General features: G+C 62.1%; 25 protein-coding genes and 1 tRNA gene. 6 read left to right on the top strand and 20 right to left on the bottom strand.

Translation table 11 applies throughout. The annotated features are described in order from the left end of the window. Window positions 1-250: 250 nt before the first annotated feature. A complete protein-coding gene (locus tag CFB82_RS43700; protein WP_218829059.1) occupies window positions 251-427 on the top strand; it encodes a hypothetical protein in 177 nt (58 codons plus the stop codon). A 68-nt stretch (window positions 428-495) separates the two neighbouring features. Here the strand turns inward: CFB82_RS43700 and CFB82_RS01500 are convergent, their stop codons facing one another. The 10 genes from CFB82_RS01500 to CFB82_RS01450 form a co-directional block, all read right to left on the bottom strand. Next, the gene (locus CFB82_RS01500; protein WP_306426958.1) at window positions 496-795 is read right to left on the bottom strand and encodes a hypothetical protein; all 300 of its coding nucleotides are present in this window, start codon (window positions 793-795) and stop codon (window positions 496-498) included. A 2-nt stretch (window positions 796-797) separates the two neighbouring features. Then, entirely contained in the window at window positions 798-1,646 is an 849-nt protein-coding gene (locus tag CFB82_RS01495) for a TIR domain-containing protein (RefSeq protein ID WP_230382056.1), read from the bottom strand. A gap of 393 nt (window positions 1,647-2,039) precedes the next feature. Further along, complete coding sequence (locus CFB82_RS01485; RefSeq protein WP_089483270.1) at window positions 2,040-2,399, bottom strand: HigA family addiction module antitoxin; 360 nt, start codon at window positions 2,397-2,399, stop codon at window positions 2,040-2,042. Further along, window positions 2,390-2,671: a type I toxin-antitoxin system ptaRNA1 family toxin gene (locus CFB82_RS01480; protein WP_256990267.1), complete on the bottom strand. Its 282-nt coding sequence runs from the start codon at window positions 2,669-2,671 to the stop codon at window positions 2,390-2,392. Before CFB82_RS01480 ends, CFB82_RS01485 begins: the two co-directional genes overlap by 10 nt. Window positions 2,672-2,745: 74 nt before the next feature. Further along, on the bottom strand, window positions 2,746-4,212 hold the full coding sequence (trbL, locus tag CFB82_RS01475) for a P-type conjugative transfer protein TrbL (protein WP_089483268.1): 1,467 nt from the start codon (window positions 4,210-4,212) through the stop codon (window positions 2,746-2,748). A 19-nt stretch (window positions 4,213-4,231) separates the two neighbouring features. Next, entirely contained in the window at window positions 4,232-4,423 is a 192-nt protein-coding gene (locus CFB82_RS01470; protein WP_089483267.1) for a hypothetical protein, read from the bottom strand. A gap of 10 nt (window positions 4,424-4,433) precedes the next feature. Next, window positions 4,434-5,213, bottom strand: coding sequence for a P-type conjugative transfer protein TrbJ (gene trbJ / locus CFB82_RS01465; protein ID WP_089483266.1), 780 nt, complete (start codon window positions 5,211-5,213; stop codon window positions 4,434-4,436). A 175-nt stretch (window positions 5,214-5,388) separates the two neighbouring features. After that, the gene (traI, locus tag CFB82_RS01460) at window positions 5,389-7,374 is read right to left on the bottom strand and encodes a TraI/MobA(P) family conjugative relaxase (RefSeq protein WP_089483265.1); all 1,986 of its coding nucleotides are present in this window, start codon (window positions 7,372-7,374) and stop codon (window positions 5,389-5,391) included. Beyond that, a complete protein-coding gene (gene traJ, locus CFB82_RS01455) occupies window positions 7,371-7,757 on the bottom strand; it encodes a conjugal transfer transcriptional regulator TraJ (RefSeq protein WP_089483264.1) in 387 nt (128 codons plus the stop codon). Before traJ ends, traI begins: the two co-directional genes overlap by 4 nt. A gap of 287 nt (window positions 7,758-8,044) precedes the next feature. Then, on the bottom strand, window positions 8,045-8,284 hold the full coding sequence (locus tag CFB82_RS01450) for a hypothetical protein (RefSeq protein ID WP_089483263.1): 240 nt from the start codon (window positions 8,282-8,284) through the stop codon (window positions 8,045-8,047). A gap of 156 nt (window positions 8,285-8,440) precedes the next feature. On the opposite strand from CFB82_RS01450, the gene CFB82_RS01445 reads away from it, so the two are divergent. Continuing rightward, window positions 8,441-9,133: a hypothetical protein gene (locus tag CFB82_RS01445; RefSeq protein WP_179255365.1), complete on the top strand. Its 693-nt coding sequence runs from the start codon at window positions 8,441-8,443 to the stop codon at window positions 9,131-9,133. A gap of 247 nt (window positions 9,134-9,380) precedes the next feature. Here the strand turns inward: CFB82_RS01445 and CFB82_RS01440 are convergent, their stop codons facing one another. The 8 genes from CFB82_RS01440 to CFB82_RS01405 all read right to left on the bottom strand — a co-directional run bounded on the left by CFB82_RS01440 (window position 9,381) and on the right by CFB82_RS01405 (window position 19,501). Continuing rightward, on the bottom strand, window positions 9,381-14,462 hold the full coding sequence (locus CFB82_RS01440) for an AAA family ATPase (RefSeq protein ID WP_089483261.1): 5,082 nt from the start codon (window positions 14,460-14,462) through the stop codon (window positions 9,381-9,383). Between the two features lie 744 nt (window positions 14,463-15,206). After that, complete coding sequence (locus CFB82_RS01435; RefSeq protein ID WP_059662346.1) at window positions 15,207-16,148, bottom strand: replication protein RepA; 942 nt, start codon at window positions 16,146-16,148, stop codon at window positions 15,207-15,209. Window positions 16,149-16,151: 3 nt separating this feature from the next. Continuing rightward, window positions 16,152-16,490 (bottom strand): hypothetical protein, encoded by a 339-nt coding sequence (locus tag CFB82_RS01430; protein ID WP_089483260.1) that lies wholly within the window; start codon window positions 16,488-16,490, stop codon window positions 16,152-16,154. A gap of 555 nt (window positions 16,491-17,045) precedes the next feature. After that, window positions 17,046-17,121 (bottom strand) — tRNA-Ala (locus CFB82_RS01425). A 66-nt stretch (window positions 17,122-17,187) separates the two neighbouring features. Further along, a complete protein-coding gene (locus CFB82_RS01420) occupies window positions 17,188-17,550 on the bottom strand; it encodes a c-type cytochrome (RefSeq protein ID WP_089444765.1) in 363 nt (120 codons plus the stop codon). Beyond that, complete coding sequence (locus tag CFB82_RS01415; RefSeq protein WP_089483259.1) at window positions 17,547-18,344, bottom strand: BON domain-containing protein; 798 nt, start codon at window positions 18,342-18,344, stop codon at window positions 17,547-17,549. The genes CFB82_RS01420 and CFB82_RS01415 overlap by 4 nt, the downstream gene beginning before the upstream one ends. 17 nt (window positions 18,345-18,361) lie before the next feature. Continuing rightward, window positions 18,362-18,946: an SIS domain-containing protein gene (locus CFB82_RS01410; protein WP_069246887.1), complete on the bottom strand. Its 585-nt coding sequence runs from the start codon at window positions 18,944-18,946 to the stop codon at window positions 18,362-18,364. 126 nt (window positions 18,947-19,072) lie between these two features. Further along, entirely contained in the window at window positions 19,073-19,501 is a 429-nt protein-coding gene (locus CFB82_RS01405; RefSeq protein ID WP_179255366.1) for a YraN family protein, read from the bottom strand. 46 nt (window positions 19,502-19,547) lie between these two features. Between CFB82_RS01405 and rsmI the strand changes: the two genes are divergently transcribed. Continuing rightward, a complete protein-coding gene (rsmI, locus tag CFB82_RS01400) occupies window positions 19,548-20,429 on the top strand; it encodes a 16S rRNA (cytidine(1402)-2'-O)-methyltransferase (RefSeq protein WP_089444762.1) in 882 nt (293 codons plus the stop codon). Window positions 20,430-20,537: 108 nt separating this feature from the next. Here rsmI and CFB82_RS01395 read toward each other — a convergent pair whose 3' ends face one another. After that, window positions 20,538-21,149, bottom strand: a complete 612-nt coding sequence (locus tag CFB82_RS01395) for a septal ring lytic transglycosylase RlpA family protein (RefSeq protein ID WP_069249200.1) — start codon at window positions 21,147-21,149, stop codon at window positions 20,538-20,540. A 656-nt stretch (window positions 21,150-21,805) separates the two neighbouring features. Between CFB82_RS01395 and CFB82_RS01390 the strand changes: the two genes are divergently transcribed. From CFB82_RS01390 to CFB82_RS01380, 3 genes are all read left to right on the top strand, one after another. Beyond that, window positions 21,806-22,450, top strand: a complete 645-nt coding sequence (locus CFB82_RS01390) for an MBL fold metallo-hydrolase (RefSeq protein ID WP_069246884.1) — start codon at window positions 21,806-21,808, stop codon at window positions 22,448-22,450. After that, a complete protein-coding gene (locus CFB82_RS01385; protein WP_069246883.1) occupies window positions 22,447-23,106 on the top strand; it encodes an exonuclease in 660 nt (219 codons plus the stop codon). The genes CFB82_RS01390 and CFB82_RS01385 overlap by 4 nt, the downstream gene beginning before the upstream one ends. Window positions 23,107-23,185: 79 nt before the next feature. Further along, window positions 23,186-23,656 carry an Lrp/AsnC family transcriptional regulator gene (locus tag CFB82_RS01380; RefSeq protein WP_011882933.1) on the top strand — a complete coding sequence of 157 codons (471 nt, stop codon included), beginning with the start codon at window positions 23,186-23,188 and terminating at the stop codon, window positions 23,654-23,656. A gap of 48 nt (window positions 23,657-23,704) precedes the next feature. On the opposite strand, the gene CFB82_RS01375 is transcribed toward CFB82_RS01380, so the two are convergent. After that, entirely contained in the window at window positions 23,705-24,862 is a 1,158-nt protein-coding gene (locus tag CFB82_RS01375) for a cation diffusion facilitator family transporter (protein ID WP_089444761.1), read from the bottom strand. Between the last annotated feature and the right edge of the window lie 178 nt (window positions 24,863-25,040).

Here is a 25,040-nt window from a genome sequence, read left to right as displayed (position 1 = left end):
TACAGCCCGGAGCTCAATCGCATCGAGAAACTGTGGCACAAGATGAAATATGAGTGGCTGGCCTTCAAGGCGCGTGACATCCAAACCCTTGAAGAAGACGTCGATACGGTCCTTCAAGGATTCGGATCAAATTATAGATTTACTTTCTGTTGAGAGCTTAAACGGCAGGGCCACGCACGAGGCAAACGGCCGCAGCTTTTTTGCGCCTGGAGTTCGCTGGAATACGACAGCAATCGGCTACGAGGCGATCATGACGCAGACAGGCATGCGCCGTAAGGACATTCCAAAGGCATTTTCGCTCTTAGTGGCCCAAGAGTTAGCCCGAGCGACCGATGCTGATGACGATCGCGAGCAGGACAAAAGCAAACGCTATCGCATCCTTGGGTTGTATTCGATGTCGAACCAGACCGTCGTACACATTGAATGACTTAGTGCGGGCCGAGTGCGCCAGCCCGCGCACCGACGCAGCCGGATTGACCGGCACGACTTGGCCGGTCACCAGCCAATCGAACAGGCGGCGGGGCCGCCAGGCGCTGCTCGACCGTCGGCGCAGCGTGCGTCGCCATCTGCCGCTCGATCCACGGCGACGTGCATCGGCTGCACGGCCGCAATCGACGACACGCCTATCTCGCTGCACCAGGTCAGAAAGTCACTGGCCGCGCGTAGGCACGGCGGGTGTGCGGGTTGCGGATCGCCGACGCGAAAAAACTCGAGAAAGCGCACCGCGGCACGCACGCCGGCGACTGTCACGAGCGCGGGTAAGGCAACGCTGCTGACTGAGACGGGCAGGCTCATGCCTAGAACACCTTGTTCCCGTCAATGACGTGGCCCGCTGCCTTCAGTTCACGAGCCAAGGCCAGCTTCCAGCCGCCCCCTTCGTCCATCCTTTCCCAGACCACGCCGACGTAATCGCTGGGGAGCTCAAGCTCGCCGCGCTTCAGCGCACATACCTTGTCACGACCGAGACGGCCGATGAAGTACCCAAGCTCCAGCAGCACATTCTGCCGCGCACGGGGCTTCAGCTCGTCCTCTTTGACACTGCGGCCCAGATCGTCCGGCGTCAGCAGCACCACGGCGAAGCCCACTTCGCTGTTGGCTTCGAACTTCTCAATAATCGTGCCGCCCTGGTTCGGTTGCTCGTGCAGGATGATGGGCTCAAAGTCCATCTCCTTCAGAAAGCGGGCGACCATCTCGCGCGCCTCGCCGTCATGGCCGTGGACCACAAACACGCGTCGTGAGAGTGCCGACGTTTCCGGACCTGTAAGCGCTGGCAAGGATGCCGTCGCATGCTGCGCATCTGCCAGATCTTCCCGCAACACGCGCTGCGCGGCCTCGAGAAGCGCAATTGATCGCCCAATGTTCTTGGCCAACTCATCCGGGTAGTACTCGTGGATTGGACGGAGGCCGAAAAAGCCGCCACCCTGCGCCGGAACAACAAGACGCGCCGCGCCTTGGAAGCGCCGATAGGCGGGGGTATTGCGGCCGAAGATCCGCTCCAGGGTATCGGCGATATCAGACTGGAGACCTTCGAGCGATGGCGGATTTCCTTTCGACGCAGTCTGGACGTCAAAAGCACGGAGGTTAGCAATCCGCTCGTCGAGGCGAGCGATCCCGCGTTCGATTTCCTCTTGTGAGAACTGGCCCACGACAGCTCCTAATCTATATGCAATAAAGGACATTATCGGACATATAGAACTCGAGGCATTGTGGCTCGACGAAGCGGTAGTGCTTCGCGAGTACGCACTAACCGTCCTTGGTCATCCGCGCTAGCGCCTGGCCTACCGTTTCGCCGGGACGGCGGCCAAGCAGTTCGCGAGCGTTGGCCCTCGTGATGAACAGTGGAATGACATCGAGAGGGCCAATCTCGTCTATGAGCTTTGGTCCAGGAGCGTCAGACCGATCGGCGAGGGTGTCGCGATTTGCTATCTCCTCCCGGGCACTCAAAGCGTTGTCCGCGAGCACGTGGCTTGCGTTGGCTTCGCCGCCACATGGCTTGGTGCTGAGATTGACGTCTGATTGCTTCTCGTTCCTGTCTGCGATCATAGTCGTCCCAATTTGTTCTGGTGGGCAGTTTTGCAGCCAGCCGCCGACCCGAAATCAACCTCACCATGCAAGTTATCAGGGGTAATGCCATCCAACATACGGGCCAACTCTAGCTCCGCGCGCCACTGGTCATAGTTGCTTTGCAAGGCCATCCAGAAGCGCGCAGAACTGAATCCTGAGCGCTCGAGGCGCATCGCCAGATCGGGACTGATGCTGGCGCGGCCGTCGAGCACGCGCGAAAGCATCGAACGCGACACCCTGAGCCGTTTGGCGGCACTGGCTACATCAAGGCCGAGGCGACGGCAAATATCCTCGCGCAGCAACTCGCCGGGGTGCGGATGATTTTTCACGACCATGCCTTGTCGGCCTCCTTCTCCGAAATAACGCCCTGGCACTTCGAAGGTTCTGCATACTGCTGTAACGCTTGGCGTACGGCCGTCATTGCCTCTCTGAAATCCGAGCGCGTCGCCCGGCCCGTTTCGGCCTGGTAGAAGACGACCACGAATAGGTTTGCAACGGCCTCTGCCATTTGAGATAGATCCTTAGCGGCGTGCCGATCTATGAATTCTAGGGCCGCGAGTTGCATTGCCGTGTGATGGATAACGTCCCGAGCTTCGGTATCATGCATGGTTGCCATACTTCACCTCTCAAGCAGGTGTTGTTGTGGAAGTGCCGGCCGGTTGCCGCCGGCCGGTGCGCTTTCTAGGTTTCCTCTCGCGAGGAACGATCCTGGTTCACGAACGCGGCTACTTCGTCATTCATCGGGTTCTGCTGCTGGTGCCGATCGTTGCCGGCGCCGAGACTGTCGCCGGCGAAGCTCGCCGTGTCCGCGCCAGCTGAGTCCCGGTAATCCGGGCCTCCACGGATTGCCGCCGCGATCCTTCCGCCCGTGGTTTGGCCGATGCGTTCCTTCGCCGAGTCCATCATCGACGCGGCCTTGTCTTTTGCGACCTGGCCGGTGCCTTTCGCGAGGTTGCTCCCCATGTCGGCCGCGAAACGGCCTGCGTTGCTCATGAACGAGCTGAAACCGCCGCTGCCACCGCCGCTGCCGCCCGACGAGCTGCTGGCGCCGCCGCCGAGGCTGCCACTACCGCCACTACCACCACCGAGGCCGCCGGAGCCGCCACCACCGCTGCCACTGAACATGCCAGATCCTTCGGCCATGTTTTGTTGCGCGCTCTGGAAGGCAGCCTTGAGCGCAGATGCGCCGCCGGCGGCGCTCGTGGCACCGGCAATTACTGCCGAACCTGCCGATGCTGCAGCGCCAGCCGTCATAGAAGCCGCAGCCATTAACGAGCCAACGCCAACACCACCGATCGAGCCAACACCGCCAACGCCAACGATGCCTGCGATCCTCGGCGGTATCTTGTTTGTGAGATACATCAGTACAAATGCAGCGATGAGCATGACCGCCATTTCCTTGAGGGCAATGCCGGCGGACATACTGGAGTAGTACTCGTTGATGAAAGTCTTGCCGATGCCGATGAGCAAGAGCATTACCATGAGCTCCGCACCTATCGCCAAGACGTGCTTGTAAAAGCTGATAGCGATATCCGAGGTCCAGCGCGATCCCCCGAAGCCGAGGAAGAACACCCCACCGTAGATCACGATCCAGGCCGATACGAAGACCAGGAGCAAATTGACACCGACGATCGTCAGGACAACCATCACGACCAACGCCATGAGAAGCCCGACGACACTGTCGATGGGTGACCAGGCAGAAGACTGGTCGAGCGCCTTGGCAAAAATGTCGTAGCCGATTTGTACGATGCCGCCAGGTGTAAAGTCGGTTGCTTGGCCGATGGCCTTTGCCCCGATCATCCACATCGATTTGACGATGGCATCTCCGATCGCCGGGACGTTGTACAGAATCCACCAGAAGAAGCCGAGCGTACCGAAAAACCGAATTGACTCGGCAAAGAACTCTTGAATGTCAGCGCGGCGCATCGCCATCATTCCGTACGTCCACACCATGCTGATGAGCGCCAGCCCCCAGAAGAGCCACGATCCGTAACTCACCATGACGTTGCCCCACGCGCCGGCCGCGGTTTGGTACTTTCCCATTACCGAATCAACGACGTTCGCATTCATCGGTGCGGCAAGGGCAGTTGCAACGTGAAGGAAGATCATTGAACCGAGCACAATCAGCTTGCCGCTTTTGAAATACATGGCTCTCATGGCATGGCCCTCATTGATTCTTCTTCGATTGTTGAGAAGGTGCATCACCCCACGTCCAGTTCTTTGGCGGAGAGCTGACGACATTGCTGCCTTCGCGCAATTGCACGACGGAGGCCGCCTGTTTCGCGTCGACCGAAGCCACCTTGTCATCACACCCGGCGAGCGTTGCAAGGGACACGAACGCAAAAATAGCTACTTTCATTTCCGCATCCTTATTCGAAAGTCCAGCTCTTGGGAACGGAGCGCGTGATGTTGCTGCCATCGCGCAATTGAGCACCAGCGGCGGCCTGTTGAGCCTCGCGATCTGCAACGATCTGCGCACGCGTTGCGGCAGCAGCCTGTTGTGCGACGAGCAGTCCACGAAGTTGGAGAAGTTGATTCGTTTGAGCGCTGGCGAGCTGATTGGCTGCCTGGATGGCCTGCAATTGCCCCTGTGCGCTCGAGGCTTGCGCCTGTAACGAACGCAGGTTTGCCGCGTCCGTGACCAGCGTTTGTTGCTGCTGATCGACGCCCTTCAGCACGGCGTCGTTTGCACGCTTTTGAGCTTCCGAGCCGTTCACTTGCGCATCGACCAGAGCTTGCCGCTGGGCGTCCGTGCAGCCAGTCGCGGTGAAACATGGGGACGACCGGTAGTACGCCACGTCCTGATATCGCGACAGATACGCGTCGATGTTGCCGGCCTGGTTCTTGTAGTAATTCAGCATGTCCTGCGCTTGCAGGAGCTTGTTGATCGTGCCGTTCACCTGATCCCACACGTAGGCCGCCGGCGCCAGCGTGTTCTGAAGCATGTTCTGGTACTGCTGCAACTGCGTTGTGTATTGCTCGATTTGCTTCTGAACCGATTGCACGTTGTTTATCGCGCTGATCGTTGTCTGCATGACGTTCGTGACGTCGATCACCGGGATACCGCCAGCATCGGCCGGTTGCGAAAAGATGCAGGAGATCGCGAATGCGACCGTTGTCGTTTTAGCGGCTAAAATTTTCTTCGTCATGACGATAGTCCTTCGGTATGTGGCCCCAGGAACATCGAGTAGCTTCGCCACGATAGCTACCGGTAGGTGACCAGAGCGACACCGATGCCCGGCCTCATTTTTTTTGATGTCACGGTGTCAGCACACTCGACCGTCTATGGACTGCCTAGCGTCTATGCCTTGTCGGCTCTCTGCCTCATCGCGAGCGACCTTTCTGTTTTGTCGAACCGTCCAGAGACGACAACTCACCGCCGCGGCTCTCCACGACTTCGCGGCGCATCCTTGCTAGCTCGATCTCCTGGCGTTCTGGTGGTTGCGAATTGAAACGATCGATCCGCTGTCGCAATGCGTCTGGCAAGTTCTGCCAAGCCTTACCTTGGTCTCCAAAGCCGTTTGCTCGCACCTTCCGACGATTCGCGGCCGCTTTGAATCGGCTAACTGCCTGTTGTGCAGCATGCTCGACCTGTCGACGCGCTGGATCGCCTGCGATCGGCTGCTTGACCGAGTGACGGCTTACCGCTCGATCGCTACCTTTGATCGACAGCACTTCGAGTTGAGACATCGTGCGCAGACGATTCCGGGCCTGTGGAGGAGGTGCCTGGCCAACAGACTTCACCGCCGGACGACTGACCCGCGCAGGTTGACGGGCCGTCACGTACTGTTGGCGCAACCGCTCCATCGATGGATCATCGAACGTGATGGAAAACCGCATATCAATGGCCGCTCGAATGACGCGCGCTTTGAATTCCGCGCTGCCAGCGACCGTGATGCGATCGCCGTATCGCTCGACCGCCAGCCGTAGAGCCTGCTGCACACCCGCTTGGCCTGCCTGTGCAGATACCTGCAAGCGGTCGCCATCATCCCGCACGGCGCTACTGCCGGCTCGATAGATGATCGTTCCGGTCTTGGTGATGTTGTCGATTACGGGCACATGGCCAGGCTGCGACCGTCCCTCGGCCTTTATCGTATGGCCTTGTAGGCCCTGGGCAGCCTCCCTGGCACGCAGCGCCGTCAGGGCCTCTGCGTTACCTTGCAAAGCCTCTTGCTTGAGCCAGTCGGCCCATGTATGCCGGCGGTGCTGCTCGTAGAGGCGCTGGCACTCGACCCGATGCTGCGTGTAGATTGCTTCCAGCTCCGATTTCAGGACACCGCTCGCTTGGGCATACAGCACCTTTTTCGTCAGGCGGCCGCCGCCCAACAGCTTGATTGCCGCGCGCCGAGTCTGCCCTTTCCTCTTGGCGTTCTCAATCTGCTTTTCCTTCTGACGGCGCAGCTCGACCAAGGCAGCCGCGCGCTCGGTCGTCGCACGCTGCTGGGCAATCTGATATTTCGCGTACAACTCCACGGTGTTGACACGCAGCCGTATAGGATCCTTTTGGTACTGGCGCTTCGACGAGACATCGGCCCGCCGCATCGGCAAGGACTCGAATGGACCATACCGGCCTTCCAGCTTCACTTTTGAGAAGTCGCGACCCAACGTGCTTGCCTTGATCTGCGTACCGTTACCGGCCTCGATCACCAGCCCGTTCCCTTTTGCCCGGATTTCCAGCCCGTTGGCACGCATGGCGTGGTGCAGTTCAGCCCAGCTCCGCGCACCTCGAATTTCTTCCAGGCACTCGCGCTTGATCCAGCCGACCAGGCTTTCGATGCCGGAATGTCTTTCCATGTCGGCTGCCCGCGACTCGGCACCACGCCGACGCGGTGCGTGGTTGTCGCATTGCAGTCCGTAGCCCCGCTCGAGCACGTCGCACAGCTCGGCCAACGTCCGGTGTGGGTAATACGGTTCATGAATGGTGTTCCGCGTCGGGTGAATCTTGTTGATGGCGATGTGTATGTGCAGGTTGTCGGTGTCGTGATGCACGGCACTGACGCGCTGGTGATCGCTAAACCCGAGGCCCGCACATATCCGGGCCTCGATAGCTTCCAGCGTCGCAGCATCGGGCTGCTCGCCGGCGCGGAAGCTGACCAGGAGGTGATAGGTCTTGTCGCTCTTCGCCCTCGTGTTCGCCTGCTGGGTGGCGAGTACCTCAGTGACCGCGTCCCGAACCGAATGGGCCGCGCAATTCGTCAGCCGCACCTCCCCAATTCGGTGCTCCTTGGCCTGGTCTGCCGTGATGTACTTCACCAAGCCCGCGAAATCACTTTTGCCGAGGGAACGCATGGGAACGTGCTTGGCAATCATGGCTCGGCCCTTGGCCGCACTACTTTTTCCATGATGCGGCTCATCTCATCCCGTAACGTTTCGATCTTGGACAACAACGCATGGATCGTGGCCGGAGTGAACCCCGCCACGCGGGCATCATTCGTCAGCCAGAGTTTCAAGAGGCCTCCAAGACGACCCAAGTCGCCATTCACGCGAACCATCTCGCGCACCTGCGCGGCGTCGATCACGCCTTGGATGCGATAGCCCATCCCGACCAAGCGCAGATAGGTCGATGCGCTGTGTCCACCCGCATTCGCCAGCGCCTCAATTTCGGCACGTTCTTCCGGCAAGCAGTAGACCTTGATCGGCGAGCAACCCTTCCGGGTCACGTTCTTCGCTTTGACTTCCACAGGTTTCCTCATCACTCGTTGCTGGCTCTGCCGACTTGAGTCGCAGAGCAGGATTTCCGTTGAGCACCGAAGGTGCGAATAAGGAAAGTGAAGTAGGAACGCCGGCTTGTCGGTGGGACTACTTCACACATCCTGCCCGCTAAACCCATCTGTTTTTCTATGCATAGACTTGCAAAACGCTGCAATTGCCTTTGCATTTCCTAGGTCGAATCTGCGAAGAACGCTGTTTCTCGCTGGAACAGCCGGTCCTTTCCGGTAAGACGCCAGGGATGGACGATGCCGCGCGCCCTTCGCTCTTTCTAACGATCGTCGCGAATCTCTGAACCAGCGTCGAGAATTTGAGCGACTGCTTCGATAGGGAAATACACACGACGCCCGATGTACACCTTGTGGGCGTTGAGAAATCGTGCCCATTCGCTCGTCGGCTTTAGCAACGCCATTCGCAGGCCCTCCGGCTTGCGACTCAGGGTTGTCGCAAGTTGCTCCAGCGTCATGACCGCGCCGTACTGCTCTTTCAGGATGTCGAATGTTGTACGCACACACTTGGCCAGACTGGGGTTGATTGATGTCGATATGTGAATTCTTGGGTAAGCAGGGATAGAATTAAAGCGCGAGTAACTAGGGGTTTTCTTACTAGGACTTAAAGACCTATGGCACGACCTGCGAGGACTGATTCAGAGAGGAAGCGAGGCGGAATGCGTGCGGCCGCACTACTGCACGCACTCGCTCGTCACGTCGGCGCCGAGAATCCATATCAGTTCGCCACGCGTTTCGACGCTCGGATGAACAGCACTACGCACACGTCTGGCAAGTGGCGATTGAATTTCGCAGGCGGTCAAGCCTTGTCGATCAATCAGCTCAAGCTGCTATCTCAATTTGACGCCAGAGCTAACTTGTTGCACGAACACGGCCCGGCCGATCTATGGATTGCGTTGTGGGGCGATGTGCATGATCTTTGGCAACTCTGTAGGTCCCGCCTTTGCCGCATGGGGCCGAGTCTTGATGACCGGATCTGGTCAGAGGTCGCCGGCGAATTCGCCGACGAGAAAGCGTTCGATGAGACGCTTGCAGATTTCGAGGGTGAGGTTTTGTTGGCGGAGGCCAACCAAGCGCTGCTTCCGTTGCGTTACCTTTCCGAGGCCGTGGCGTTGCATCGCTTGTTTCAGACCATGAGCACACTAGCCTTGCTCAGTTTCGACGGCGCGGGAACTTACCGTTGCGTGCGCATTTGTCTCGACAACGCCAACGTGGCGGCTGAACTATCGCACCACGGCATATTGGAGAGCATGCGAGACGAGCTGGCTGCTATCGTGACGCGACCGGAGGCTGCAGTACCTGCTGAAGATCGGTGGGAAGCCCTGAGGTCGAGGCTCGATTGGATTGGCTAGCCGTGAGAAATTTTAGCGGCTAAAAAACCAGCATGTTCTTGCATGCGTAAGTCGAGACCCGATCTCTCAGTCAGCGTCAGATCAGGTCTGAGATTGCTTCGCCGTCCCTTCATCAAGGGCCGTGATCGACTCGAAGCGGCCACTGGGTGACCGGCTTACATGCAGCGTTCCGAGCGCATGGCGTTCATCGTTTAATCAGCCCACTGCGCGTCTTTCAGCCAGTTTGTTGGCAAAAGATTGGGGAGCGTCAGACGGCCGGCGTCACGAAATCGTCCCGCATCCTGAACGCAGCGGAAGAACCGCTCTCGACAAGAACATCGAGCACATACAGGATCGCCTCGCGCAGGGCTGGATCGCGCTTGAGTTCCAGCGGCCGTGCGTATACATGCCGCTGGAGAAGAACTTCGAGCATGAAGACGGTGTTGGACTCGCGCAGCATGTCGGCGGGATTTCCGCGCCTGAGCGCGTTCGCGACGCGCACGAACGCTGCGGGCATGGAACGCTCGCCGATGTGGTAGAGGAAGCGGACGTAGCTGTCCAGCACGATCCAGACAGGCGGCAGCGCATCGAAGAGCGCGTCGACGTTGTGGGCGTGGCCTTCAAGGCTTCGCCAGTGACGGACGTTGTCCTTCCACCACGAGGTCAGGAAGATCGTCGAGAGCATCTCACTGCCGTGCGGATGCTCCGTGTCCAGATGCGCGAGCCACTTGGCGCGCTTGACCCGCTCGGCAAACAGGTTCCATAGGAACCAGTAATGCGGCGTATTGGGGTTGCTGTCCTCGCTGCTTGTGAACCCCTGGATGACGTTGTGGACCTCGCGCGGATGCCGGTCAACGGCCTCGAGGATCGGCTGAAGGACTTGCTCGGCATCGGCGTCTGACGCGCGCATCACAAATTGCTGAATGCGGTCGGATATGGCCTGCTCCCTGTGAAAATCCCTGTCGCGCCGGTCGGGAGAACGATCGTGCTCATGGTTCCAGCACTCCACGAGGTCTTCGCTGGCGCGCCGGTGTGCGGCCACGGCCAGAGGCTCGTTAGGAACCTGGCCTAGGATCGCGAGGACCTTCGCGTGCGCCTCGGCTCCGAATATCTCGGTGATGTCGAACCTGACGTGCGCATCTTCGGCAATTTCCCCTTCGGTCCAGAACCACCGGCGGACGTCTTCGGCCGCGGCGGCAGAGATCGTGTCCGGCGTGCGTCGCTTGTCGTAACGCTTCTTCTCGTCGATGTTCCAATCGCGGTCGGCAAGAGCGGCCTCGGTTGCGATGGCATTGACGGCGCGAAGGGCAAGAGCGGGGTTCGCGGCCCATACTTTGTCGTTCATGCCCCAGATGGCGTACCAGCGGACCTCTTCGATCGGATGGGTTAGCGCGGCAATAAAGGCCTGGCGCACGCGCGGCGTCTGGGCTTCCGTCAGGGGCTTGGAGAGCAGCAGCGGCACGACGAAGGCACAGGGGCGATCAGCCAGCATCGAAAACCGCTGCACGCGGTCGATGGTTCCCCACTGGTCCGCGTGTCTGGAGATTTCGGAGCAGGTGACGTCGATGCACCACGCCTTCTCTTCCGGCAACATCTCGTCCCAATGATCGCGGACGCAGACGGCAGCCACAAATCCCGGAGCGTTGCGGCTGTTGTCGGGATGTTCCGCAGTGCGGTCCATGCCCTTGGCACTTGCCAGCTTCTCCCGCCACCGCGCAGGGTCCGCAGAGCCGGCTTCGCGCTGGAAGATCTGGAGGCCCCACATGTAAACACCCAGACGGGCATTCATCTCGCCCATCTTCTTCGCGCTCTCGTCAATGAGTTGCTGAACTTCCGGAGCCGCAGGCTTGGGTTCGAGGCGGATGCAATTCTTCGGCGGCCCCTCGCCGTCCGCTGCCGATGTTTCGCCCGCTGCGGGCTGATCGAGGGCCACGTCGTACTGGCGGAAGTCCATCCGGTGAAGGGCGAGCTGCCATGTGAGGTCGTGCTTGTTGCGTTTGTCCGGCGCGGGCAGTGCCGCGATGTAGCGGTCGATGATGGCGTGAGCCCGCGGGGCCAGAGGACCGAGTTGCAGGTTTGCGATGGCCACTTCAAGGTCGTGCTTGCGGTGCGGCAGCGCGTTCGACTTCTTCCGCTCCTCTTCGTAGATCTTGTTTTCGGCGCGGAGAGTCGGGAACAATCCCGTGAGGCTCGAAGTCTGGTGCTCGCCGGCCATGCGGCTGCGATCGATCTCGATGTAGTCCTGCACCGACAGCAACACCAGAAGGGCCTCGCCTGACCGGTGAGGATGGGCGGTCGCCACGCTTGCGACGACGGCTGCGAGCGCGGAGGAATCGCTGCGCTGGAGGATTTCGAGGAGTACCGCGTCGAGCCCCTCGGGATGGGATTCGGCATAGTCGAGCAACCACTTCTCGAAGGCCATCAGCAGCGACTGGAGCGAATAAGGCCCGACGCTCATCCCGCGATAGAGGCCCCAGAGACGCGGGTTCACCCATTGCTTCCGAGTGGTCCCGTTGGCAAACGTGAGCTCGACTTCCCAAGCAGCTTCAAGGGGGGCATCGAGACGCGGATGCGCGTACCACTCGGCACTGTGGTTGAAGACTTGGATCAGGAAGTCGAGGCCCTTTCTCGGATGGTTCGTGAGCAGATTGATCCACGGCCCCCGGAAGGCACTGGCAGGGAAGAAATCATGGCGCAGGTGTTCCTTGATGCCGAAGCAAAGGTCAACGTCGATGGATGAGCGGCCATAGGGTTCCGCGCGTAAATATTCCTCCGTGGCGAGGAAGGTATCCAGTGCGACGGAGATCAAGAGGTCCGGCAGATCGCGCGCGGCGGGCGCACCGTCGAGGCCCGCAAGGAGGATGTCGCGGAATTCCTCGGCGACGGGATCGCGTCGGCGCCTCTCCCTGACCTGCCCGCGCAGGACGGCTTCGAAGCGCGCGGGGTTGGCCTTCGGGATCTTCGCAATCACCTTCAGAATGCGTTTGCGCGTGTCTCCGCCCCTGTAATGGTCAAACAGCGGTAGGAGCCAATGGGCAATGCCGGCAACATGGTCGGCCCCGTCGATGTCCGGTGCCCACCAACTGACGCCGCGGACGGCATCCTCGATCAATGCGAGAAGCAGCGGCGCGTCTTCCGGTCCAAAGCTGCCGATGTTGCGATGAACCAGCCCCACGACGGTTGCCCAGACCGTGCCTTCCGGCACACTCAGTATCGAGCTGTGGCCGCGCACGTCGGCAAGCCACGCGGGCGACGTTACGCAAGCAACGCGCAGGAGGTGGATGACCCGCTTGAGGATGGCGCGGTCATTGGCGAGCAGTTCGGCCTCGTGCCGCGTCAGGAATTCGGAGGCGGACGGTGCCTTCAGCAGCGACACCAGCGTGTCGTCGCGGAACTGGGCGGGCACGTCGGCTTGCGCGATGGCCGCGCTGAACAGCCGGTCTGCTGCGGGTGCGTCGCGGTCGACCAGTTCGGCAACCCACTTCCGGTAAGAGCGGCGCACCGCAGGGTGAGGCCCTATCGCTGACGACAGAGAATTGAACGACGTCTCATCCGTGAGGTGCTGTTCCTCGATCCATTGCAGGATGGCCCAATCCTCGAGGACGTCGTGCGCCGTCGCGACGAGCAGAGCGTTGCTGTCCGGCGAAACGACGAGGGAATCTTGCTTCAGGAGGGCGATGGCCGCGGCATTGAGTCCTGTCGCAGGCACGTAATCTGAAAGCGCGCGCGCCCTGCGCACCGCCAGTTCCTGCAAGGCCTCTTCGCGCAGGCGCGGCATGCCATCGGCCGGATTCTGGTCCGCGCGCACGATCTGCCGCCAGAAGACGGCCCGGAAATCACGCTCGTTCTCCGGTAGCGGACGTCCCGCGCCCCACGGAATCTGCAATGCCTTGTCGATGAAGTACGGGTTACGCAGGATATCGCGGAGTGCGGGGTTGGCAAGCGGCACTGCCAACGACGGAAAGGCGGCTTGGATCTCCTGCAATTCGGTGTCGTCGAGCGGCGGAACCTCGATGACGGCGTGATCAATGCCCGCGGGTCGAAGGAAGCTGGCCTGCACCTGCTCCACGGAATAGTCGCGGCAGGTCATGACGATGCCGAGGCCGTCGTCGCCCTGGGCGAGCGTCATGAGGTCGCTGAAGGCGTCGCGCGTTGGCTTTTCGAGCAGGCGTTCGACGCTCTCGATGACGAGCACCTTGCGGCCCTGCGCGCCGATGATGGCTTGAAGCTCGGTGGTGCGCGCCGGAATCTGGCTGTTGTGTAGCGTCTCGTCGATGTGAGCGACGGCGAATTCTTCGACCCGGAACCCGAAGGCGAAGAATTCGCGTGAGAGAAAAGACACCGCCTCCTTGCCGATGACGGATTTGCCGCTACCGGCCGGACCGGTGATCAGGACCACCTGCTTCGCGTCGATGGCCGCAAGCACCTTCTGGACGATGCCAGTGCGTCGCAGGTGGAAGGCAGGCCCGATTGTGGTGCGGATCTTCCGCAGGACGAATTCCGTGTGGTTTTTCAGTGCCGTCAGTACGCGCTGCTCGTTCGCGCCTACCTCGCCGTACGCCTGGACGAGGGCGGCCGGAAGGTCGGCGCGTTTCAGGCTCCGCGCGGCCGGTGCGGCCTCGCTGGCGAAGGTCAGGAGAGCGTCCCACGCAGACGTTGCGCTGGCGACGGGATCTGGATCGGTAGCCTTGAGGGCGAGCAGCGTCTTTGTGTGCGCCTCGGTCTGGCGGGTAGATGTGTGCAGGTCGAGGCTCAGGGCGTGCAGTACGCGCAGGAAGGGCCACAGGTCTTTGGCGGTGACGGGCGTTCCTTCCAGTGCGCTGGCGATCTGACAGAGCTCGTTGCACTGGTGGACGGACTTCTTCGAAATAAACCCGTCGAGAGATAGCCGCCGTTGGAACTCTTCGCCGTCGGCCGCGCCCCGCGCGCAGTCGAGCAGGCCGACGAAATTTTCGAGAAGCGTATTCGTGCCGCGCAGAGTGACGAGGACGAAGCGATCGTGCTCGGGATTGAACGGGTCGGCCTTCTTGAAGTCTTTCCAGAAATCGCCAATCGCCTTCTTGCATTCCTCGTCGGCGGCACTGATGGTGAAGCTACGCTTCACCTGACCGACGAGCCGTGCGGCCGGTGCGCCTGCACGCGCGCAGACAATGAGGAAATCGTCGGTGTTGAAGCCGAGATGCTCGGTCTGGAAATGGACTTCGGTGACGCCTCTGTCAGTCAGGATCGGTGGGATGCTTCGGACGAGGAGCTGGGCCAGCCAGTACGCCGCGACGTGCTGCTCGAAGAACACACCCTCGCCGCCGGTGGAGATCGGACTTGAAACTCGCTTCTGGCTCTGGTCATCCATTCAATCCACCATATGTTTCACCGTTTCGCTAGTCGGGGAAAGCCGTTCAAAGCCTAGCTTGATGATGACCTCATGCGAGCGGTTACACGGCCCGCCGGATGGGCCAGCAGATTAGTGTAACAAGAACGCTGGATGTCATTGGTTTGGTGGTGCTCCTACTGAGAATCCGGTCTTGGCCGAACTGAGTCAGACGATCTGACGCAGTCTGTTTGGTCTAGTCCAGCCTTATACACTTGACAGATGAGGGACAAGAGCCAATGAACTGCCGTAGCCAAGTTTGCGCCTCAGACGCGTGACGAGACATCGATCCCTCAAGTGTCAAGTAACACGGATGAGTTGACGGCGATGCCGACCGCAATACCGGCCAATCCCTGGCGTTCAACATCGAACGCGAGAAATTAGGACTCGCTCGGACAAGCCCCCCAGCACTTATCCCCAGGCTGGAGGCCCCTTCCTACTTGTTGAATACATGGAAGGCTATTTGAAAAACTACTTGCCCACGCTCACTCACGGTCGAGATCGATTTCAAATCAGACACTTGGAAGTCTTTCGAGCGCCCTCCGTATCGGTGTTTCAGCGCTGCCGTATCGGCGCTTCAGCGCAAGCGTATCGGTGTTTCAGCGCGCGCTTCGTTGTGCAAACACCTGCCGCACGAACTCCCACAACTGGTTGCGCCTGTTGACGTTGATATCGGTGTTTCAGCGTGGATAAGTTGCGCCGTCCACAGACCTATCCACACAAGAATCACTGCGACGCCGAGAGCGGGATAATGTGAGGAGGACTAGGAAACAAGCTCAGCCCATCCCTCCCGGGCGATACCTTTGCTGCCGGGTACAACATGCACACGTCCTTCAGACAGCGATTGAATTCCGCGCGGAAGTGCGCCATACCCTGCGGCGTGAGGGCGTAGCCAGCGCCAAACTGCATGCGCAATGCTTCCCATGGAATTATCCGCACCCTCCCTCGCAAAATAAACATTCGCCACGTAAGCCAGAGGTACAGGTCGATAGCCAATGGCGCACGCAGAGCATGCAGAACACGCAGGTCGAACGGCACCGCGTAGTCCATGCACTCTCGGTAGAATGCTTCCGACAGCGTCACAGTGCTCTCCCACATTGATTGCTCGTGTGGCCTGTTAGGGTTCCAGAGCAGCATCCCGCTGTCGGAAAGACTGACGTTTTTGTAGGCGAAGTCATCTCCGTGGTTAGCCTTCAACGTTACGAACGTGCTGAACAATTTCGTCGCCTGAATCTTCAGCCGCGTGGTGTCGCCGCGGCGGCCGCCGCTGTTTGATAGCCCGAGTTTTCCGGCGAACTCGTTGAGGCTTCGACCAAGTGTCAGCTCGCGCGATTTGGTCCGCTTGGCCTCGCGCGTCAACCAGGCGGAGATAAGCCGAGGAAATTTTCCATATGGCAGACCGATCTCGGGATCGACCAGCATCGTGACGGTAGCGATGCCGTTGTCGCATCTGAAATGCGCACCATCAACCTTTTTATGAGGCATGGACGCCCAGATCATCGCTCGCGCCATGTAACCGATTTGCCCTGATGCGGCAGCGTCTTCTTCCTGAATCGCCAGCGCCGTGGAAATCAGGCTGGAAACCTTCGTCGAGCTGGATTTCGGCGGACCACTTCGCGCGTCCACTTCGCCACCCAGCTCGTGCAGAGTGACTTGAGAGTCGTCCACGGATCACCTCCGGCTATCCGTGGTAGCGGCGGTATTTTGAGATTGCACCGTCTGCCGCGCCGTGCTCTGACGATGTCGTGCCACTTGTTCCGCTTTCGTTGGCCGACCTCGACGCGATCGTTGCAACTCGGCAACATCGCAAGCTGTCGGTGCCGTCCCTCCTTCGACATGGGCGGCAAGCCAGCTCTCGACGTCCTCGAGACGCCAGAGCAACCGCTTGGTGTTCGGCAGGCGGCAAATCGGCGGAAGGGACTGCGGATTGCGAGTAGCGTCGCTGCGGATGCTTGCGACAGACTTATGGAGGTAGTTGGAAAGTTGCTCTACGGTGAGCAGAGATTTCATGGGCGAACCACTCCGATCCCGGCTGGTCGATGACCAGCCAAGTTCGGATGAGTCCGCGGTTCCGTACCTTGCCCAGATGGACGAAGACTTTACGCTTATCGCTACTTGCCCAAATTAGCAGCGAGCACTTGTACGGCGGGGTTGTCCCCCATGTTCGCCTCGCTCTCCAAGCTATGCTGTCCCGTTAGTTTCCAGCCTCATCCTGACCGGCGGAAGTCATAAACCTGGCGATTGCCTTCGGCATCCTTTCTGGCTCACCCACCAATCCGCTTATGGCGGGGGCTGCTGAACAGTCCGTGGCTCCACGCTTTGTGGACAAGGTCCAGTTTGCTAGACCCCTTGCCCTTTGCTTTTGTCTCGTAGCCGTTCTGTACGTCTTCAGCGCGATTACCAAGGATCGTACCCGCAATTTGCTGCAATGTCATGCACGCGGTGCGGGGTAAGCGGTGCAACCCTGGCACAAATTTGGCACACATGGTGTGGCAAAACCTGCTTCCAAATGCAAAACAACGCACTACATCGCAAGACGTAGTGCGTTGTTTCTAAAGGAAAACTTGGTGGAGCGGAGGAGGATCGAACTCCCGACCTTCGCATTGCGAACGCGACGCTCTCCCAGCTGAGCTACCGCCCCAACGGTCAACCATCATACACACGCATTTCCGCGCTTGGCAATAGGGGTTGAATCGTCCCTGAAACCTTATTTTGACGGCGCGCCAGCCAGCACCCATTCGACCACCGAACGCACGTCGGCGTCGCTCATGCGCGGGTGCGCGGGCATCGGAATGGCGCCCCAGACGCCCGAGCCGCCCTCCTTCACCTTCTTCGACAGCTTGGCCACGGCCTGCGGATCGGACTTGTAGCGGGCGGCGATATCCTTGAACGACGGGCCGACGAGCTTGCGGTCGACCGCGTGGCAGCCCATGCATGCGTTGCCGCGCGCGACCTTCAGGCCGTCGCCGACGTCCGCGTGCGCGACGCCCAGCGCGCCAACCACGAGCACCGCGGCCGCGGCGCCCTGCACCATCCACTGTTTCATCTGCTTCATCTGCATGTTCTTCATTGCGACGGGGCCTTCGGGTTGCCCGGGTGCACGTTCGACGAATTCGAGATCGGCGCGGGCGGCTGCAGCGGCGCGGACTGCACCGACGCGTCGGGCACGGCGCCCACCGTCGCGGTATCCGCCGGTGCGGCGGCCTGCGCACCGGACGCGCCGCTCGCGGGCGACGCGTTCTGCAGCGCCTGCGCGTCCTGCGGCTTCACGTACTGGAACACCTTCACGACCTTCTCGACGCCCGGCACCTGGCTGGCGGCTTCCGCGCCGCGATTGCCCTCGTCGACCGTCACGAGCCCCATCAGGTAAAGGTTGCCGCGTTCGGCGACGACCTTGTAGTAGTTCGACGAGATGCCCTTCGTCGCGATCAGCTCGGACTTCACGCGCCCTTCGAGGTACGAGTCGTTCGCGCGCGACGACAGCGACGACGCCGGCTCGACCGACAGCTCGTTGACGATGCCGTTCACGTTGTTGATGCCGCGCACGATTTCCTCGGCGCGCTGCTTCGATGCATCGTTCGGCACTTCGCCCGTCAGCAGCACGCGGCGGTTGAACACCGTCACGTTCACGTGCGACTGGTCGGGCAGCCCGTTGTTGATCTGCGTGAGCGACTTGACCTGGATCTCGCGATCTTCCGTCTGCGCGCCGAGCGTCCGGCGATCGGTCGCGATCAGCGCGCCGCCGCCGGCCGCTGCGCCCACGACCCCGAGCACACAACCTTGCAGCGACACGGCGAGACCCGCCGTCAACGTAGCGAGCAGCGTGGTTCTGACGAGCGTCTGTTTGACGCGGCTTTGATTCATCGACGGCTCTCCTTCGTTCAATCCTCACCCAGCAGCATCGCGTCGATGCCGTCGCACAGGCAGTGGATGGTCAGCAGATGGACTTCGTGGATGCGCGCCGCGCGAACGGCGGGCACGCTGATCGGAATATCGGTATCGGACAGCGCGGCGGCGACCGCATGGCCATCGCCGCCCGTCAGCGCGACGACGGTCATCTCGCGCTCGTGCGCTTCGTCGATCGCCGCCAGCACGCGCGGCGACGCGCCGGCCGGATCGAGCACCAGCAGGATGTCGCCGGTCTGGCCGAGCACGCGCACCTGCTGCGCGAACAGCTGATCGGCGGACACCGCGCCCGCGAGGCCGCCCTGCGACGCATCGGTGGCCAGCGCGATCGCGGGCAGGCCCGGGCGCTCGCGCTCGAAGCCGCCGACGAGCGACACGGCGAGGTAATGCGCGGCGGCGGCCGACGGGCCGTCACCGCACGCGACAATCTTGTTGCCGTTCGCCAGCGCGGCGAACATCGCATCGACCGCGGCTGCGATCGGCAGCGACAGCGCGTCGGCCGCTTCGGCGTGAAGCGCGGCACTGTCGCGGAAATGTTGCTGAATACGTTCGACTGACATCGATTCCTGGTGAACTGGGCGCGTGGCACGCATCGCGCGACATCGTGGGTGCGGCGAGTTTACCGTACTCCGGCACCCTCTCCGGGGGTCCGGCAAGAACTCTTTACATCTCGTCACAGCTCGCCGCTACGCATCGTCGGTACGAAATGCGTCGCGCAGCCACGCGAGCCGGCCAGCCTCGAACGCGACGACGTCGAAGCGGCACGCGGCGCCGGCGCCGTGGCGCGCCCAGAACTGGAGCGCGGCCGCCACCAGGCGACGCCGCTTGCGCCAGCCGACGCTCGCGGCCGCGCCGCCATGCCGGACGCTGCGCCGCGCGCGCACCTCGACGAACACGAGCATGCCGTCGGGCTCGCGCATCACGAGATCGAGCTCGCCACCGCGCATCGTCACGTTCGCCGCGACGAACACGAGGCCACGACGTTCGAGAAACTGCCGCGCACGCAGCTCGAACGCCGCGCCGACCGGTTTGGATCGCGCCGCATCCGAAAAGTTGTCGCCGGCGCGCGCCAAACCACACCCGTCGCCCGGCCGGGCCGGCGCCGCGTGGCACAATGCCGTCCTTGTTCCGCTTGCGCCGCGATTGCGCGCATTGCCTGCCATGACTGCCCTCCTCGAACTCGCGCACACGCAGCACTACCCGGACGCCGCGCTCTACGTGGTCGCCACGCCGATCGGCAACACCGCCGACATCACGCTGCGCGCGCTGCACGTGCTCGGCCTCGCCGACCGCATCGCGGCCGAAGACACCCGCAATACGGGCCAGCTGCTCGCCCGCTACGGGATCTCGAAACCGCTCCTCGCCGTGCACGAGCACAACGAACGCGAAGCCGCACAACGCGTAATCGAACTGCTGCGCGGCGGCGAACGCGTGGCCTATGTATCGGACGCCGGCACGCCCGGCATCTCGGACCCCGGCGCGCGGCTCGTCGACGCGGTGCGCGCCGCCGGCTTCGCGGTGATCCCGCTGCCGGGCGCGAGCGCGGCCGTGACCGCGCTGAGCGTGGCCGGCGACTGGGCCGGCGCGTTCACGTTCGCGGGCTTCCTGCCGCCGAAGGCGAAGCAACGCGCGACCGCGCTGCAGGCGCTGGTATCGCACCCGTATGCGCTGGTGTTCTACGAGGCCCCGCACCGGATCGCCGAAACCGTCGCCGCACTCGCCGACGCATTCGGCCCCGCGCGCCGGCTGCTGATCGCGCGCGAGCTCACCAAGCTACACGAGCAGTTGTTCCAGGGCACCCTGGCCGAAGGACAGACCTGGCTCGCCGGTGATGCGAACCGGCAGCGCGGCGAGTTCGTGCTGGTGGTCGAAGGCGCACCGGCGACGAGCGGCGAAGCCGACGACACCGCGCACGACGCGCTGCTCAAGCTGCTGCTGGAAGAGGTGCCGGTGAAGAGCGCGGCCAAGCTCGCGGCCGCGCTGACGGGCGCGTCGCGCAACACGCTGTATGCGCGTGCGCTCGTACTGAAGGACGAAAGCTGACGCGCGAGGCGACCGGCACCGGGAAGCCGGCGCCGGCATCGCGCCGCGCAGGAAAGACAAAGGGCTGCCCTCGGGCAGCCCTTTTGCATGAGCGGTCGAGCCGCTGCGTTACTTCGCCGAGACCGACGCGAACATTTCGTCGCGAGCCTCGCGCGCTTCCTGCGGCGACAGCCCTTCGATCTTCACGCGGCCCGTGCCGGCGTGCACGAGGCCGATCAGCTTCGCGGCCGCATACGACAGGTCGAGCACGCGGCCGCGCTTGTACGGCCCGCGATCGTTGACCTTCACGACGACCCACTTGCCGGTCGACGAATTCGTCACCTTGATGTACGACGACAGCGGCAGCGTGCGGTGTGCGGCGGTGAGTGCGTTCATGTTGAAGCGCTCGCCGTTCGCGGTGCGGCGGCCGTGGAAATCCCGCCCGTACCACGATGCGCGGCCCGTCTGGCGGAAATCGGACACATCCTTGCCGTCGATCGGCTCGGCGTCCGCCAGCGACGACTTCTTCGCGTCCTTGCTGTCGGCAGCCGGCATCGACGCCAGCGCGGAATCAAAACTGAGTTGCTGCTTGTCGTCGTCCGCCTTCGCGGCAGCGGCCGTCTTGTCGACCGCTTTCTTCTGGTTCGCGCTGCTGGTGGTCTGGCTGGGTGGCACCGCACAGCCCGTCAGCGCAAAAAACAATGCAATGGTCCCGAATCGACTCGGAAAACGTAAATTCATCGACGTGTCGCCTTCTGGTTCGGGCCGCTCCTTCATCACGCTGCTTCACAGCGCAGACACGCGGCCCGGACGGCAAATGCGTGCACGCCCCGCTCGGATGCGAGCAGGCGGCTAGCATGGGCGCGGCTTTCGTCTAGGCCGCAACCGTCCTGATTAGTTTTCACGTCTGGCGCAACCTGTCCCCAACAGCCTGACCAGACCCCACATGCCGCCATCGAACATGGCTTCACGTTCGCGCGCGTCGAAACGACCGACTCACAGGAACGGCGGCACAGGCCTCATCCGGCGGCGCGGCAGCAGGGCCGCAGGCGGGCGCGCAGCACCCGGCCGGACAAGACGTGAGCACCGAAAGCTCGGTGCTGGATACACCGCCGGACTCCCCGGCGGCTGATGCTTGACGGTGCCTCCGACGCCCCTTTTTAACGGGGCCGAAACACCAGCGAATTGCGTGAAATTCACGCGCAATGGGGCGCATTATACATAAACCAAAACCTTGTCTCGAAAAGCGCCCGTCGGGGACCATTGATTCTCACTATGGCCGTAACAATCGACATGCTCCTGGAATGCCCGGAGGCGGGTACCGCGACACGCGTCGTGCGACCGGCAAGCGGCACGCGCGACCGGTACAATCGCTCCTTTTAGCCGCCGGTGCCTCCATGAAAGTCACGCTCATTCCGGTCACGCCGTTCCAGCAGAACTGCTCGCTGCTCGTCTGCGAGAAGACGGGCCGCGCCGCCGTCGTCGATCCGGGCGGCGATCTCGACCGGATCGAACAGGAAGTCGCGCGGCAGAACGTGCAGGTCGAGAAGGTGCTGCTCACGCACGGGCACATCGATCACTGCGCGGGCGCGAAGACGCTCGCGACGCATTACGGCGTACCGATCGAGGGGCCGCAGGAAGAAGAGCGCTTCTGGATCGAGAAGCTGCCGATGCAGAGCGAACGCTTCGGCTTTCCGGCCGCCGAAACCTTCGAGCCGGATCACTGGCTGAACGACGGTGATACCGTGCGGTTCGGCGACGAAACGCTCGAGGTCTATCACTGCCCGGGCCACACGCCCGGCCACGTCGTGTTCTTCAGCCGCGCGCATCGCGTCGCGATCGTCGGCGACGTGCTGTTCGCCGGCTCGATCGGCCGCACCGATTTCCCGCGCGGCAACCACGAGGATCTCGTCCGGTCGATCAAGGAGAAGCTGTGGCCGCTCGGCGACGACGTGACGTTCGTGCCGGGCCACGGCCCGGTGTCGACGTTCGGCGACGAGCGCCGCACGAACCCGTTCGTGTCCGACAAGGTATTCGGATGAACCAGACCGCCATCCCGGAAATCTACGTCAGCACCGATGTCGAGGCCGACGGCCCGATTCCCGGCCCGCATTCGATGCTGAGCTTTGCCTCGGCCGCCTATACCGAGGACAAGCAGCTGATCGCGACGTTCTCGGCCAATCTCGAAACGCTGCCGGGCGCGCAGGCGCACCCGGTGCAGGAAGCGTGGTGGAAGACCGAGCCCGAAGCATGGGCCGCGTGCCGAAAGGACCTGCAGGCGCCCGAAGCGGCGCTGCTCGCGTACGTCGACTGGGTCGAGGCGCTGCCCGGCAAGCCGGTGTTCGTCGCGATGCCGGCCGGCTTCGACTTCACGTTCATGTTCTGGTACATGATGCGCTTCGCGGGCCGCTGCCCGTTCTCGTGGTCGGCGCTCGACATCAAGACGCTCGCGTTCGCGATGACGGGCCTGCCGTACCGGAAGGCGATCAAGCCGCGCTTTCCGAAGCACTGGTTCGACGACCATCCGCATACGCACGTCGCGCTCGACGACGCGATCGAGCAAGGCGCGCTGTTCTGCAACATGCTGGCCGACCTGCGCCGCCAGCAGGCTGCGCTCGCCGGCCTCGCGGTGTCGGACACCGATCGGTCGGAACACGCAGGCGCGGGACAAAATCCCACGGATCCGCGAGCAAATTAGCGAATCTCGCTCAACAACGCGACGCCAGATTGCCTTTCCTTTCCCGGCCCTCTAACATTCAGCATGTTGTAGCTGCCGCATGGAGGCGCAGGTGACGCTCGATTCCTTTTCGCAAAAAATCCTTCGCCTGTTGCAACTCGACGCGCGCCGTTCGGTCCAGGAAATCTCGGACCAGGTCGGCCTGTCGAGCACGCCGTGCTGGCGCCGCATCAAGGACATGGAACAGTCGGGCGTGATCCAGCGCTACACGGCGCTGCTCGATCGCGAGAAGCTCGGCCTGCACGTCTGCGCGCTCGCGCACGTGCACCTGACCCGCCACAACGAAGGCGGCGTCGAGCAGTTCGAGCGCGAGATCTCGACCTGCCCGGAAGTCACCGAGTGCTACAGCACGACCGGCGAAGCCGATTACATCCTCAAGATCGTCGCGCCGGACATCAAGGCCTACGACGTGTTCCTGCACGAACGCATCTTCAAGATCCCCGCCGTGTCGCAGGTGCGCACGAGCGTCGTGCTGCGCGAGATCAAGTTCGACACGCAACTGCCGCTGTAACGCGCAGGCACGCGCCGGCGGACTTCCCTCTCGTGTGCCCGCGGCGGGTCACGCCTGCGCGGGCACCGTGCGCGTGAAGCCGATCCGGCGCGCGCCGAACTCGCGCTTCAGCGCGTCGGCGTCGAGCCGGCCGGCCAGCGCCGCGTCGGTGTCGTGCGGATCGCAGGCAAGCGTCACGTCGATCTCGAGCCCCGTACTCAGGTAATGCAGGTTGATGGCCGCCGCATGCAGCCCGCGCTGCGCGAGCGCGGCCTCGAGCCGTGCCACGATCTCGCCGCGTGGTGGCAGTGCGAGCGCCGGGCGGCGCGCCGCGTCGTTCTCCGGGTCGACGTGAATCAGCGCGTCGAGCACGCGCGGGTCGGTCAATACGCGCGCACGCGCGGTCTCGGCGATGTAATGCCCTTCGGAGACGGAGATTTTCGGATCGACGAGGATGTGCGCGTCGACGAGCGCGGCATCGCCCATCTTGCGCGTGCGCAGGTCGTGCACGTCGCGCACGCCCGGCGTCGCCGCGAGCAGCGCGCGGATCTCGGCCGTATCGGTCGTATCGAGCGCGCGGTCGGAGAGGTCCTGCAATGCGTCATAGCCGAACGTCCAGCCCATGCGCGCGACCATGAAGCCGACGATCGCCGCCGCGATCGGGTCGAGCAGCCGCACGCCGGCCAGGCTGCCGACGATGCCGATCGCGACGACGAGCGACGATGCGGCGTCCGAACGCGCATGCCATGCGTTCGCGACGAGCATCGCCGAGCGGACACGCCGCGCTTCGCGCAGCATGTAGCGAAACAGCGCCTCTTTCGACACGAGCACCGTCAGCGCGACGAGCAGCGCGGAAAAATGGACCGCCGGAATGTTTTCGAGATTAACGAGACGGTCGCCGGCCCGCCATAGCATGCCGACGCCGACCGCAATCAGGATAGCGCCGAGAAACAGCGAGGCGACGGTCTCGTAGCGGCTGTGGCCGTAATTGTGGTCGGCATCCGGCGATGCGCCGCTATGCCGATTCGCAACCAGCACGACAAAATCCGAGATCAAATCGGAAATCGAATGCACCCCGTCGGCAATCAATGCCTGCGAATGTGCAATCGTGCCAACGACGATCTGAAATGTCGCAAGCACGACATTCAGCACAATACTGACGAACGTGCTCTTGCGCGCAACCGCGTGCTTATCTGTGCTCTGCGCGTCGCCGGAAAACGTGGACATGAAATATGAGATATCGGTGTGCGAAACCCGATTCTATCAAGGGCGCCCCGCGAACTCCGCCAATACCCACAAATTTCTTATTTAAATCAATCGCTTATGCGAACGGGTCGCATTTCCATTCACACCGGATTATTACATTTTCATGACGGCGCCATGTGGCTGGCGGCCGCTGAAAACA

The organism is Burkholderia sp. HI2714 (genome assembly GCF_002223085.1).
Lineage (GTDB): Bacteria > Pseudomonadota > Gammaproteobacteria > Burkholderiales > Burkholderiaceae > Burkholderia > Burkholderia lata_D.
The sequence above is the reverse complement of the archived record's forward strand: the minus strand, read 5'-3'. Positions and strand labels throughout refer to the sequence as shown.